Annotated in this window: 11 protein-coding genes and 1 tRNA gene; 8 read left to right on the plus strand and 4 right to left on the minus strand. The window is 47.4% G+C overall.

Annotated elements, in window-relative coordinates; all coding sequences use genetic code 11:
- Positions 1 to 10: 10 nt before the first annotated feature.
- Together Q5L94_RS09710 and Q5L94_RS09715 are read right to left on the minus strand one after the other, a co-directional pair.
- Positions 11 to 538: a DUF1285 domain-containing protein gene (locus tag Q5L94_RS09710; RefSeq protein ID WP_317498239.1), complete on the minus strand. Its 528-nt coding sequence runs from the start codon at positions 536 to 538 to the stop codon at positions 11 to 13.
- Between the two features lie 10 nt (positions 539 to 548).
- On the minus strand, positions 549 to 1,172 hold the full coding sequence (locus Q5L94_RS09715; RefSeq protein ID WP_317498240.1) for a response regulator transcription factor: 624 nt from the start codon (positions 1,170 to 1,172) through the stop codon (positions 549 to 551).
- A 202-nt stretch (positions 1,173 to 1,374) separates the two neighbouring features.
- Here Q5L94_RS09715 and Q5L94_RS09720 point away from each other — a divergent pair, with 202 nt between their 5' ends.
- The 3 genes from Q5L94_RS09720 to pdxH are packed head-to-tail and all read left to right on the plus strand — an operon-like array spanning position 1,375 to position 5,261.
- Entirely contained in the window at positions 1,375 to 3,027 is a 1,653-nt protein-coding gene (locus tag Q5L94_RS09720; RefSeq protein WP_317498241.1) for an amidohydrolase, read from the plus strand.
- Between the two features lie 15 nt (positions 3,028 to 3,042).
- On the plus strand, positions 3,043 to 4,605 hold the full coding sequence (locus Q5L94_RS09725; protein ID WP_317498242.1) for a DUF3369 domain-containing protein: 1,563 nt from the start codon (positions 3,043 to 3,045) through the stop codon (positions 4,603 to 4,605).
- A 17-nt stretch (positions 4,606 to 4,622) separates the two neighbouring features.
- Entirely contained in the window at positions 4,623 to 5,261 is a 639-nt protein-coding gene (gene pdxH / locus Q5L94_RS09730; RefSeq protein ID WP_317498243.1) for a pyridoxamine 5'-phosphate oxidase, read from the plus strand.
- Here the strand turns inward: pdxH and Q5L94_RS09735 are convergent.
- Positions 5,242 to 6,312, minus strand: coding sequence for an Ldh family oxidoreductase (locus Q5L94_RS09735; RefSeq protein ID WP_317498244.1), 1,071 nt, complete (start codon positions 6,310 to 6,312; stop codon positions 5,242 to 5,244). The genes pdxH and Q5L94_RS09735 overlap by 20 nt on opposite strands.
- Positions 6,313 to 6,383: 71 nt before the next feature.
- Here Q5L94_RS09735 and Q5L94_RS09740 point away from each other — a divergent pair, with 71 nt between their 5' ends.
- The 5 genes from Q5L94_RS09740 to Q5L94_RS09760 all read left to right on the plus strand — a co-directional run bounded on the left by Q5L94_RS09740 (position 6,384) and on the right by Q5L94_RS09760 (position 11,846).
- The gene (locus Q5L94_RS09740) at positions 6,384 to 7,418 is read left to right on the plus strand and encodes an ATP-dependent 6-phosphofructokinase (protein WP_317498245.1); all 1,035 of its coding nucleotides are present in this window, start codon (positions 6,384 to 6,386) and stop codon (positions 7,416 to 7,418) included.
- 18 nt (positions 7,419 to 7,436) lie between these two features.
- A complete protein-coding gene (gene speB, locus Q5L94_RS09745) occupies positions 7,437 to 8,363 on the plus strand; it encodes an agmatinase (protein WP_317498246.1) in 927 nt (308 codons plus the stop codon).
- A gap of 1 nt (position 8,364) precedes the next feature.
- Positions 8,365 to 10,275, plus strand: coding sequence for a biosynthetic arginine decarboxylase (gene speA, locus Q5L94_RS09750; protein WP_317498247.1), 1,911 nt, complete (start codon positions 8,365 to 8,367; stop codon positions 10,273 to 10,275).
- A 103-nt stretch (positions 10,276 to 10,378) separates the two neighbouring features.
- A tRNA-Phe gene (locus tag Q5L94_RS09755) sits at positions 10,379 to 10,454 on the plus strand.
- 165 nt (positions 10,455 to 10,619) lie between these two features.
- Entirely contained in the window at positions 10,620 to 11,846 is a 1,227-nt protein-coding gene (locus Q5L94_RS09760) for an integrase domain-containing protein (protein WP_317498248.1), read from the plus strand.
- A gap of 36 nt (positions 11,847 to 11,882) precedes the next feature.
- Here Q5L94_RS09760 and Q5L94_RS09765 read toward each other — a convergent pair whose 3' ends face one another.
- The gene (locus Q5L94_RS09765; RefSeq protein WP_317498249.1) at positions 11,883 to 13,292 is read right to left on the minus strand and encodes a hypothetical protein; all 1,410 of its coding nucleotides are present in this window, start codon (positions 13,290 to 13,292) and stop codon (positions 11,883 to 11,885) included.
- Between the last annotated feature and the right edge of the window lie 75 nt (positions 13,293 to 13,367).

Here is a 13,367-nt window from a genome sequence, read left to right on the forward strand (position 1 = left end):
CCGCAACGTCCTATTCCACATTTCCTAACACAAAGGTTTCACCCGCACTGGACAGATACCACTGTTCTTGACCATCGACAATTCTTGACTCTGCGTGTGAAACCCACTGATAGAATACATTGCGATGTACTCTCGCTGTTAATCCTCGTTGCATCACAATGTAGGGCACGCCGTTTTTCATTGTGAGCGAATGTTCAGAGCTCAATACCAGAGTATCACCGATGTTAGTCGTTAGCAGTAATAATTGCTGACCATTCTCTTCTAGTTGACGCCAGTCAACGACGACAAAGGGCGTGTCTTCAACCGTAATTTTAACTTTTTCGGCAGGTGTTATTAAAAAATACTCGCCGTCTTCAACCACCAAAACAGACGCAAAGAGTTTCACCAATGCAGAGCGTTTTATCTGGCTGCCCTGATAAAACCAGTCACCATTTGAGGCAATATAAATAGGGATCTCACCACAATACGGAGGATCCCACAACTCGGTTGGTGCATGTTGATGTTTTTCTAATTCAGAAATTAATTGGTTAAGTGACATAAATTGAAACTTAGTCGACCAACTTTTTCTGTCTCAGTAAATACCAAAGCGTCGCTTCAGTGCGGTTTGATACTTTTATGGCTTTGAATATTGCCGACAAATGCACACGAATAGTGCCTTCAGTAATACCCAGAATATTTGCAATCTCTTTATTTGAAAGCCCCTGAGCCAACAATTGCATTATTTCCAGCTGACGCGGTGATAAAAAGCTCTCTGCCCCACTGGACTTGTCTCTTGGTTCATTCAAGTGAGGGTCATCAGGAATGTGACGGTCGCCGTTCAGTAAAGCCCGAATGGCCAGTTTAGCCTGCTCCGCTGAACTGTCTTTTGGTAAGTAGCTGCGAACTCCGGCAGCCAGCACCTGGCGAACTTCCGAAATCGAGCGCGGCCGTGTAAACAACACAATGTGCGTACGGGGAGCCACTTTTTTCAGGCGTTGCAGCGCAGGTCGAATTTCGGCGTCAGGTAAGTCCATTTCCAAAAAAATCAAATCATAATCATCGGCCGATAAATAACTCTCAGCAATCTCAAACGAGTCGGCTTCATATATTGAAGGTTGATTCGCATAGTTTGTGAGAATTTGTATAAGACCTGCGCGCATAAAAAACTGCGGGTCAATAATTAGAACTTTCATCTTGAGATCCAAAATAACGCTTATTCAATTAACTTTTAGCATACCGAAAATATAACAGACAGCAAGTTTTTTAAGGACAATACCGATTTTGAAAAAAGCTAATGTTAACTTAGTTAACAAAAAAATTAGCGAACGCCTAGTCGCTTGTACAGTAAAAACGCTATAGTGTTGCCTAAGTTATTCTCTAGGGAGTTTTATCTTTATGCGACGTATTACCTGCCTGATTATCGGCCTAAGCTTATCGGCTTCAGTCATTGCCGACACATTGTATACCAACATGAAAGGCTACACCCTTACCAGCCCCGCTGGCGAACAAGCGGTATTGCAGCAGTTTTCGACCATGCTGGTTGAAAATGGAAAGATTCAGGCCATTGGCGGTAACTCACTTGCTGAACGTTTTACTGAAACAGAAGAAACCGTTGATATGCAGGGAAAAACCGTTCTTCCGGGGTTAACTGATGCCCATGGACATATCCAGAGCCTGGGCACCAGCTTATTACAGGTAGATTTGCGCGACACGGAATCAGTCGCCTCCGCAGTTAAGAAAGTTCACACCTATGCTGGCGAGCAGCCAGAAATGGAATGGATAACCGGCCGAGGCTGGAATCAGGAACAGTGGCAACAAAAGGTCTTCCCCAGTGCAGCTCATCTGGATGAAGTGGTCACTGACCGTCCGGTTTGGTTAATACGCGTCGATGCCCACGCAGGCTGGGCCAACAGCGAAGCGTTACGTCGTGCAGGAATAGATAAAGACACTGTAGCCCCGGAAGGCGGTGAAATTGTTCGTGACGAACAAGGCAACCCCACCGGTGTGCTGGTCGACAATGCAATGCAATTGGTAGAGGATATTATTCCCGAACCATCGCTTCAGCAACAACGAGCCGCTTACGAACTCGCTTTTGAGCACCTAATTAAACTGGGCATTACCAGTGTCCATGACGCCGGTATTAATGCTGACGAAATTTCCGTTTACAAAGGGTTGCATCATCAGGGGCGTATGCCTCTCAGAGTCTATGGCATGATAGCCGCTACGGAACCTAAGCTGGCGCAGCTTTTGGCAGAGGGCCCTTACGAAAGTGCTGACCAGAAACTGACCATTCGTAGCGTTAAAATTTACGCCGACGGCGCTTTAGGGAGCCGTGGAGCAGCTTTGCTGGAAGACTACAGTGACGACCATGGAAACCATGGTCTGATGGTCACGTCAGAGGAAAAAATTCGCGATCTGTACGAGCTTATCATTCCTCATGGCTTCCAGATAAATACTCACGCCATTGGTGACCGGGCAAATCGTGTTGTGCTGGATAACCTCGCAGAAGTGTATAATGAACTTGGTGGTCGCAATTTACGTAACCGCATAGAGCATGCGCAAATTGTACATCCGGACGATTTAAAGCGTTTTAACACACTTAATTTAGTTGCTTCCATGCAGCCTACGCATGCCACCAGTGACAAGAATATGGCAGAGGACCGTCTTGGCTCGGAGCGGATGGCGGGTGCTTATGCCTGGCAAACACTGCTGGATCAGGGCACGGTTATTGCTGCCGGCTCGGACTTCCCGGTAGAACTAGCCAACCCGTTTTACGGACTGCATGCAGCGGTAACCCGACAAGATCGCGATGATATGCCAGCCGGAGGTTGGTATGCTGAAGAGAAAATGAGCCTGCAGCAAGCGCTACGCTCCTTTACCATAGATGCCGCTTACAGTGCCTGGCAGGAAAAATCTCTGGGCTCGCTGGAACCCGGTAAATGGGCTGACTTTATTGTTGTAGAGCAAGACCCATTTGCCGTCGATAGCAGTGATATCTGGCAAACTCAGGTTGAACAAACTTACGTTGCAGGCGAGCGAGTTTATTAACAGGGACGCATAAGTATGAACGATGACTTTCTCTTTTCTGATGACGAACCTGATACAGCGGAAGAAGACGTATCAGAACCGTATAATATTCTCATTGTTGATGACGACGAAGAGATACACACCATTACCAAAATGGCGTTAGGTGAATTTAAACTCGATGGTCGTCCGCTGAAGTTTCACTCGGTTTATTCCGGTGAAGACGCTATTGCGTTTTTACAGGACAACAACGATATCGCCATGATGTTGCTGGACGTCGTGATGGAAACCGATCACGCCGGACTCGATGTTGCGCAATGGGTACGCGAGACCCGGAAAAACCGGTTGATAAGAATTGTTCTGCGAACTGGCCAGCCGGGGCAGGCTCCCGAAGAAGATGTCATTGCCCGTTATGATATTGATGACTATAAAGAAAAAACCGAATTGACCTACCGCAAGCTGGTTACCCTAATGTATTCCTGCTTGCGGGCTTATCGCGACTTAAACGCCATTGAGCGCAACAAACGCGGGCTGGAAAAAGTCATTAACGCGTCGGCAGAAGTGTTTTCTGCCCGCTCAATGCAAGCCTTATGTCAGGGCATACTGGAGCAACTTGTCGCGCTAATTACCCTGTCTGATGACGCCATGTATTGCCGCATTGATGCGCTGACTGCCAGCTCGGATACTGACGACCCATTTGAGATTATTGGCGGCACTGGCGAATATGAAGAGGCTGTAGGACAACCCGTACACGGTGAAATTGACTGGGGCATTGTCCGGCCCATGCAGCAAAGTCCGCAGAATGTTGATTTTCGTATTGTTGACGGTAATTACTACGGTCTGTACAAAACCAGCAGCTCGCGTCAGTACTTACTTTTTATTCGTGGTGTCAGGGACTTATCTGAGCTGGATCAAAATCTGCTGGGGCTTTTTGTGAATAATAGCTCCATTGCCATAGATAACCTGCAAGCGACAGAGAACGAGCGGGAAGCACAACGAGAACTGCTTTATAGTGTTGGCGAAGCCATTGAAAAACATTCTATTGATGAGATTAGCCACCATGTTAAACGTTCCGCCGAAATGGCCGGTCAGCTGGCGATATTCTCAGGCGCAACTCAAGAACAGGCTGAGGCATTAAAACAAGCCGCTTCCGTTTATGATATCGGTAAAGTCTCTGTGCAAATGGAGTTAGCTCAACGCGCCGATGTATTGAGTATTCACGAATACGAAGAAATTATGCAAAAAGTCATTAAAGGCCATGATTATTTACGCCAGACGGACTCAGCGGTCGCTAAAGTAGCAGCTCTTATTGCACAGGATATTCATGAACGTTGGAATGGCTCGGGCTTTCCCAGCCAGAAATCGGCAAAGGCAATTGACCTGAACGCCCGAATTCTGACTATTACCAGTCACTTTGATGCACTGCGAACGCAGCGCAATTATCGTGATGCAAAAGAATCTGAAGATGCCGCAGAGTATCTGTTACAGCACAGCGGTAAGTTCTTTGATCCAGAGCTGGTGGGACTTATGCTGGACAATCTGGATGCGATGGAAAAAATACGTCAGCGCTTCCTGGACAAAAAACAGGATACGCACCTTTAGTCCATTAAGGAGAGGTCATGGATTTACAAGCAATGCGTCGGGAATACGGGTTAGGCAGCCTGCACCGCGAGCAACTGGAAGCCGACCCGGTAAAGCAATTTGAAAAGTGGATGCAGCAGGCAATAGGCAGCGACTTATTGAGTGATCCTACCGCCATGACGCTGGCAACGGTGAACGATGAACACATGCCCAGCCAGCGTATCGTGCTGCTTAAAGGTTACGACCATACCGGGTTTCGGTTTTATACCAACAAAAGCAGCCACAAAGGCCAGGACATAAGCGAGAACTCTCAAGTTGCCCTGCACTTCGCCTGGCTGCCCTTAGAGCGGCAAATTAGTATTATCGGCAATGCGGTGCCACTTGATGATGAAGATAACGACCGTTACTTTCACTCTCGCCCGAAAGAGAGTCAGGTTGCGGCGCTTGCGTCACAACAAAGCCGCCCGGTAGAAAGTCGCGACGTACTGGAAAGCCACTATCAGTCACTTCTGAAAGACTATGAGAACACTGAAGTTCCGCGCCCTCAAAGCTGGGGCGGCTATTGTGTTCACCCTAAGCAATTTGAATTTTGGCAAGGCGGCCAGCACCGTTTGCACGACCGCTATCAGTACAGCAAAGACCGCGAAAACTGGCGTATTACCCGTTTACAGCCTTAGGCAAGTCCACACCACAAAATTCGGCGCAGCGCTGCAACACTTTTAAAGTAGCGCTGCTGTAGGAAACTCCCTGCTGCAGTTGCTCGCGTTTACGCTGCTGCGCCGCTTCTCCCGGAATACGCACCGGTTGTTCAGGAACCGCAGGGGCACTTTTACGACTGTCGGCTAATAAGTCATCGACCTGCTGTAAAAATTTCTGCTTTTCACCAAAAGCTTCTGGGTCAATCACTTGTACCCATATTGAGTTCGCATCGCCGTCCTCACTGCCTTGTCTGCGGCCGTACTGACTTAATGCCATGGACCAAACCTCACTGAATAAAGTTAACCCATAACCTTTATAACCCAATTGTTCGCCGCCCAGTGGGGCTATTGAACTGCCCGGTGACTCAAAGAAAGTAAGCGGATCATCTGTCCACTCCCCGTCGGGTTTTATTAAAGCTTTATAAGGCAGACGAGTACCATTAGCTTTAGCCTGGCGCACCTTGCCTGCCGCCGTCATAGAGAAGCTGATATCAAAGAGTAAAGGCTCCTTCGAGCTTGGCACCCCAACTGCAAAAGGATTTGGAGAAAACACCGCTTCTTTACCACCAAAAGGCGCGACTGCACGCTGTCCGGGAGTCGAGCACATTAAACTCACTACCAGCCCCTGGTCTGTAGCAATACTTAAATAGGCCGCGAGCGCCGCAACGTGTTGACTCCGGCGTACAACAACGGTACCGGTACCCGCTTGCTCCGCCATTTTGCAGGCCGCATCAATAGCCTGCGGCACCACGTAAGGTCCGGGCAAAAACTGCGCGTCCCAGTTAGCGACCGCAGCGCGCTCACTCAGCACCACCGGCTGGCCTTTTGCCAGACTCTTACCGTCGCGCAGCCACTGGCAATTGTTTAACAGGCGAATTAACCCATGAGTACTAAACCCGAGCAAATCGCCTTCCAGCAGGTAGTATCCAACGTTACGCGCCACCTCACCCGAAGCCCCTGCTTCCGTTAAACAGGCACGCGCCCAGTCCGATAATTCTGAATAATCAAAACGTACAACATCAGTGCTCATGAAATTTCCTCTTGGTCACGGCATGCAGGTCGTTTAAGCTACGCATAAGACATTATCAAGGAGTAGAGATTGTGTCATCTGTTAACACAATAAACCGCATAGCCATTATAACCAGTGGTGGCGATGCCCCCGGTATGAACGCCGCACTCCGTGCCGTGGTTCTCGCTGCTGAACACTATGGTATTGAAGTCATGGGATTTCGCCATGGCTATGAAGGCCTGCTGAATAACGACTTTGTAAAACTTGACCGCGAAGACGTTGAACACATATTGCAGTATTCCGGCACTATCATTAAAAGTGCCCGCAGCGAGCGCTTTAAAAGCGAAGAAGGCGGACGGGAGGCTGCAATGAATTTAGATGCCCACCAAATTGATGCCTTTATCGTTATTGGCGGCGACGGTTCATTCCGCGGCGCTGAGCATCTGACTAACTTCTGGAAAGGTCCCATTGTCGGTATTCCGGGAACCATCGATAATGATCTCTTTGGCACCGATAACACTATTGGCTATGACACAGCAGTAGAAACCGCTATGGATGCGTTGGATAAAATTCGCGATACTGCCGAGGCCATGGACCGAGTCTTTATTGTCGAAGTTATGGGCCGCAACGCTGGCTATATCGGCATTAGCAGCGCTATGGCTTGTGGTGCAGAGCGGATGATTCTGCCCGAGTTACAGAAGGACAAACCATTAACGGTTGACGCGCTGGTTAAGCACATTGAGTCAGTACAGCGAGTTCGCGGTGACTCGAGCTACGTCATGGTGTTATGCGAACACCAGTGGCCCGGTGGCGCAGTCCGACTTGCAGAACAGTTAGAAGATCGTCTTAACTTACCTTGTCGTCCCTGTTTACTTGGGCACGTTCAGCGAGGTGGACGCCCTACGGCTATGGATCGTATTTTAGGTACTCGTCTGGGGGTACACGCCGTTGAGTTAGTCCGGCAACAGAAAACCGGTGTTATGGCTGGTGTTACCGCGAATGAACTCAGTGAAACGCCATTCGCTGACACCTGGACGCAACGTAAAAAATTGAGCGAAGAGTTAATTAATATTCAACAAAGTCTGTTTAATCCGATCAAAAAAGATCGCAGCAAATCGACAAAGTAAGAGAGGTCTGCAACAACAATGCCCCTAACGCCACTAACGGTGCCACTACCCGTACCATTAAATGACCCAAGCCGCCCGTTTTTTGGCGCGGAACACAGCACCGATTTACACCCGGGACATACCCATATTCTGGGGTTTGGTTTTGATGGTACCGCCTGTTTCCGTAAAGGCACCAAAGAAGGCCCGGACGGTTTACGCGCCGTTTCCGAGGACATTGAGTCTTACTCGCCTTACCTTGACGCCGACTTAGAAGATAAAACCTTCTACGACTTAGGCAACCTGCGGCTGGGTTTTGATGACGACGAAGAAAAACAGTGGCATCACGCGGTTCAAGACTTTAATGCCATTTTTGACTCGCTTGATCTAGCACAGGAAAAAATCAAACTGCTGACCTTAGGTGGCGAGCATTCTATTTCGTATGCACCTATCGTTAAGTACTTAAAGCAATATCCCGATATGGTTTTGCTGCACCTGGATGCTCACGCTGATTTACGTGATGGTTTCCTCGGTTACCATTATTCGCACGCGTCCATTATTCGTCGTTCTGTCGACCATTTCGGGCCCGGCCATGAGCTGATTCAGTATGGTATTCGCTCCGGTACACGCGACGAGTACCAATGGATGAAAGAACACAAAACCATTCGCAGCTCGCGCAAAGACTTTCTCGACAGTGTTGAGGCTATTGCCAAAGACCGCCCGGTATACCTGACATTGGATCTCGATTATTTTGATCCTTCTTTTTTACCGGGCACAGGAACTCCCGAACCGGGAGGCGAAGACTTCCATTCCTTTGTCAGCCTGATGAAACTGTTGCGCCAAAAGAACCTGGTCGGTGCCGACGTAGTCGAGTTGTCTCCACAAATAGACCCAACCGGCAATTCCGACGTGTTCGCCGCAAAAATTGTGCGCGAATTATTACTCGTATTACAACAGTCGGGAGCCTGAAATGTCAGACTGGAATATTGATCAAGCAGAAGAGCTGTACGGCGTTAATCGCTGGGGCGCGGGATATTTTTCCATTGGCGAGAGTGGCAACATTCAAATTCGACCGAACCACCGCTTACCCGACGTGACCATCGATATGAAAGAGGTGGTGGATGAAATTATTTCGGAAGGCATCCCATTCCCGGCCGTTATTCGCTTTCACGACATTCTGCGCTCACAGGTTGAGATTATTAACGAAACCTTTGGTAAACAGATAGAAGAAGCCAACTACCAGGGGCAATATTGCGGCGTGTTCCCGATAAAAGTTAACCAAATGCGGGAAGTAGTCGAAGAAATCATGGACGCAGGTGAACCCTACAATTACGGTCTGGAAGCGGGTTCTAAGCCAGAGTTAATGGCGGTAATGGCGTACAACGATAACCCCGACGCGTTGACCATTCTTAATGGCTACAAAGACAAAGACTATCTGACTCTGGCGCTCCTCGGGCGTCAACTAAAACGTAAGATGATCATTGTTATTGAGAAATTCAGTGAACTGGAAATGCTGATTCCGTTGGCTAAGAAAATGGGTGTTGAACCCATGATTGGTTTGCGCTCAAAAATGATGGTAAAAAGTTCCGGAAAATGGGCAGGCTCCAGTGGTGATCGGGCTAAGTTTGGTCTGAGTATTGCCGAAATCCTGAATGTTGTTGAACGCCTGCGTAAAGAAAACATGCTGCATTGCGCTAAGCTGCTGCATTTCCATATTGGTAGCCAACTGTCCGATATTCGTAAAATTAAAGAAGCGGTCAACGAAGGCGCGCGTTTATACGCCAAATTAGTGCAGGAGGGCGTGCCTTTAGAGTATCTGGATATTGGGGGCGGCTTAGGCATTGATTACGACGGTACCAGTACCACCAGCGACTCTTCGCGTAACTACTCCACAGAAGAGTACGTTGCTGACGTTGTCTGGGGTGTAAAACAAATTTGTGACCTGGAAAAGGTACCCCACCCTAACCTGGTCAGCGAGAGCGGCCGCGCTATGACCGCGCACCATAGCTGTGTGGTCACTAACATTGTCGGTGAAATGAAGCCCGGCGGAACGGAGTTCGATATCAGCGCCAGCGGTGACGAACACATTTTAGTTAAAAATATGCGCGAACTGCACAGCTCGGGCGACCAGTTCCACCCGCAGGAGCGTTACAACGACGCTGCCGGTTACAAACAAAATGCTTATGAAGCTTTTAAGTTGGGCATTTTATCGCTGAATGAAATGGCCAAACTGGATACCATGTACTGGCAAATATTGGCAGATATCCACTATTCATTGGATAAAGATACCTATGTAATGCAGGAACTGGAAGAGCTGGACGACATGCTTGCCAGCCAGTACCTGTGTAATTTTTCGGTGTTCCAGTCGGCGGCAGATACCTGGGCCATTGGGCAAGTGCTTCCAGTCGTGCCTATTTCGCGGCTAAACGAACAGCCAGAAGTGCGCTGCTCAATTGTCGATATCACTTGCGATAGTGACGGTAAACTCAGTAAGTACATTGAAGGCACCGAAATTAGCGATCATATTCCCATGCATAACCTGCGCAAAGGCGAAGACTACCATGTGGGCTTATTCCTGACTGGCGCATATCAGGACGTTATGGGCGACATGCATAACCTGTTTGGCCGCTTAACCGAAGTGCATGTGTACTGCCACGACGACGAACCCGGCGATTTCTATATTGAAGAAGTTGTACCAGGGACATCGGCTGAAAAAGTACTACAAACCATGCAGTACAATACCGAGTACATGGCCAAAACGGTGAAAAAACAAATAGACCGTCAGGTACGTAAAGGTTCAATGGCGCCGCGCGAAGGTGTCCGCTGGACAAATTTTTACGAGCATTGTTTAGCCGGCAGCACCTATCTTCGTGTTGAATAATTCACCAAAACAACCGCTTAGTGTGCAATTACTGAGCAAACAGTAGAAAAGGTACAAAAAGCGGTTGACTCGAAACTGAAAAAAACGTTTAATACGCCTCGTTGCCCGGATAGCTCAGTCGGTAGAGCAGAGGATTGAAAATCCTCGTGTCGGTGGTTCGATTCCGCCTCCGGGCACCACTTCCCCCTCCTTAGTGGTCCTTATTAGTACTTTAACTCCTTAATAATCAAAGACTTGATCGTAACTTTGGTCTTTTGCAGTCCTTTCGGGTTCAGTAGTATCCAGACTTTTTAGTACACTGTTTAGTAACACAGAACAAAATACACTAAAGGCGTGTTACTAAAATGGCCCGTATAACTAAACCGCTAAGTGCTCGTGAAGTCAGTGAAGCTAAGCCTAAAGACAAAGAATACAATCTTTATGATGGACAAGGACTTCAACTAAGAGTTAAACCTTCGGGTAAGAGAGTTTGGGTCTTCAATTATTTCGAGCCTTTCACTAAACGGCGCAGAAATTTAACACTTGGCGACTTTCCTGATTTGTCTTTAGCTTTAGCACGTGAAAAGCGCCAGCAGAATCGGGAGTTACTTGCCCAGAATATTGATCCTATATCTCACCGTGACGAAGAATTCGAAGCAGAACGGGCTGCGGCGGGCAATACATTCAAAGCAGTGGCTGAGCGTTGGTTCGAGACGCATCAGAAAGAAGTAAAGCCCGACACAGCCAAAAAGATTTGGCGTTCACTAGAAAATGACGTATTCCCACGTGTGGGTTCAATTCCAATCAAAAAATTAATAGCACCGAAAGCAATAGAAGTCATTGAAGCCCTTACCAAACGAAATAGCCTTGAGATGGCGCGTAAGGTCGCTCGCCGGATGAATAACGTAATGTCGTTCGCTCTTAATGTTGGATACATCGATCATAACCCTCTGACAGGCATCAATCGGGTAATACCCTCATCAAGGGTTCAGAACATGCCATCACTGACTCCTGATGAATTACCAGAGCTCATGCGGGCTTTAAACTTCGCCAATATCAAATACGTGACTCGGTGCTTGATTGAATGGCAACTACACACCATGGTCCGCCCCGGTGAAGCAGTGCAAGCCCGCTGGGAGGAAGTCGATTTCGATAAAGCTATATGGACGATTCCTGCTGAGAAAATGAAAATGGAACGACCTCACGAAGTGCCATTGACTAAGCAGTCATTAGCATTATTAGAGTTCATAAAACCACTGAGCGGTCACAGAGAGTTCATATTCCCCTCTGATAGAGCCCCCCTTAAGCATGCCAATAAAGAAACCGCTAACATGGCGCTCAAGCGCATGGGCTTCGAAGGCCGTCTAGTTGCCCATGGTCTTAGAGCTCTCGCTAGCACCACGCTTAACGAGCAAGGTTTTGACAAAGACGTGATTGAAGTTGCGCTGGCGCATAAGGACAAGGATAAAATTCGAGCGGCATATAACCGCGCTACTTACATGAAGCAGCGCAGGGAAATGATGGAGTGGTGGTCTGAGCATATTGAGAAAGCATCGCAGGGTTCACTATCTTTAAGCTCTACAAACACCTAGCAAATAGTCTATAATAATTTTTCGTCACAGATAAAACTACTTACCTCCCTTTGTTGCCTCGAAAGGACCAAAATACCCCCTATGGGTGATACAGTAATCGGTCATTTGGTAGTCTCGTCTCATACGTTTTTTTATAGTATCCATTATAGTAGCTCCACTTGCTGATGTGTCGCTATCATTCCACCCCTTCCGGTAGTAGTTTAAAAGTTGGGGGTTGTGTTCCGAAAGTTCTTTAAATAACTCGCTTATTACCTCGCCCACGGTAATTTTACTCTCCAGATTCTCCCCTTTTTTTGAAGAACTAACTGGTCGGCCTTTGCTACAGTATTCATCCAACAGTTGAGCCGATCGACGCTCAGTTACTGTATCCCATATTTTCAGGCCAACTGCACGGCGAACATTACTCTTGTCAGAGCTAATATATTGGTTGAAGTTATGATCTATAATCTTCAGAGCATCGATGTATTGCCTATTCTCTCTATCTAATTTGCGCTTCCTCTGCATAATTAACTTATAGTGAGTTTTCGTGTGTAGTAACTTGTCTTCTACATGAATAATTTCGTTAATTGCAGCGTTGCGAGACGGTACGTCCTCGCGCTTTATCGCTCGCCGCCTTTTAAAACCTTCGTCCAGAAAAACAAAAAAACCTCCACAGCTGACAGTTTTAAGCCCGATAATGCTTCCCTTTAATAAGGTAGAAACGTTCCTACGCGAACACTGCCCTCGATTAATATAGATCCGAAACTTACACCGTCTCGGGTTACCTATTTCAACACGAGAGCTCTGCTCCCAACTAACACTTATCTGCCTTTCGAGCTCTCCGGTTGTCAAACTTCCGTCATAATAGACAACCATGTCCCAAGTATCGTTAACATCAAACTCATAGCCAGAGTACACCACCTGAACAGGTTTATCCTGTACGTCACACCTGGGGTATATATATAGCCTACTCCGATCAATTCTTAAATGCGCATCATCACGTTTGTCAACATATGCTTCCCAAGAAGTTTCTGTATCCGGCTCCAGATAAAATGGAACGACTAAAAAGCCTAGCTCCATACTCATGTCATGCATGATTTTGACGCCTTCTACCTCTTCAATCGCGAGTCTATCGAAAAGATACCCAAACGTAGCAACAATATTCTCGTAAACCAGGCTTTTCGGAGCACCAGCATGATTGCGTCTGTGATAGCTATAGACCAAACCAGCAGCTATATCTATAAGCAAACTCGTGTACTCAGTAGAGGTTAGCCTTTGTCTATTCTCTAACACCTGGTACTTATATGCTACTTGCTCTAACCACTGAAAGGTTGCGATAGATTCACTGTCAAACCTACCCAAACTCATCAGCCTTTGATTTACATAACGGTGGATGTATTGATAACGCCACCAATCAAAAGAACGAAGCTCATCTAGGTAATCTCTAGCGGTGGTAAATTCTTCCATCCGCTTAACCCTTAGAATTCCATTTTTACACACTTTTGTCCCCTCAGAATGCTGGTCACCTCATGTCATTGTGCG

The sequence above is a fragment of the Idiomarina sp. Sol25 genome, from assembly GCF_033052775.1.
Classification (GTDB): Bacteria; Pseudomonadota; Gammaproteobacteria; order Enterobacterales; family Alteromonadaceae; genus Idiomarina.

Excerpts from the sequence above, each read along its gene's own strand:
- Q5L94_RS09710 (WP_317498239.1), bottom strand. The coding sequence starts at position 538 with ATGTCACTTAACCAATTAATTTCTGAATTAGAAAAACATCAACATGCA.
- Q5L94_RS09715 (WP_317498240.1), bottom strand. The coding sequence starts at position 1,172 with ATGAAAGTTCTAATTATTGACCCGCAGTTTTTTATGCGCGCAGGTCTT.
- Q5L94_RS09720 (WP_317498241.1), top strand. The coding sequence starts at position 1,375 with ATGCGACGTATTACCTGCCTGATTATCGGCCTAAGCTTATCGGCTTCA.
- Q5L94_RS09725 (WP_317498242.1), top strand. The coding sequence starts at position 3,043 with ATGAACGATGACTTTCTCTTTTCTGATGACGAACCTGATACAGCGGAA.
- pdxH (WP_317498243.1), top strand. The coding sequence starts at position 4,623 with ATGGATTTACAAGCAATGCGTCGGGAATACGGGTTAGGCAGCCTGCAC.
- Q5L94_RS09735 (WP_317498244.1), bottom strand. The coding sequence starts at position 6,312 with ATGAGCACTGATGTTGTACGTTTTGATTATTCAGAATTATCGGACTGG.
- speB (WP_317498246.1), top strand. The coding sequence starts at position 7,437 with ATGCCCCTAACGCCACTAACGGTGCCACTACCCGTACCATTAAATGAC.
- speA (WP_317498247.1), top strand. The coding sequence starts at position 8,365 with ATGTCAGACTGGAATATTGATCAAGCAGAAGAGCTGTACGGCGTTAAT.
- Q5L94_RS09760 (WP_317498248.1), top strand. The coding sequence starts at position 10,620 with ATGGCCCGTATAACTAAACCGCTAAGTGCTCGTGAAGTCAGTGAAGCT.
- Q5L94_RS09765 (WP_317498249.1), bottom strand. The coding sequence starts at position 13,292 with ATGGAAGAATTTACCACCGCTAGAGATTACCTAGATGAGCTTCGTTCT.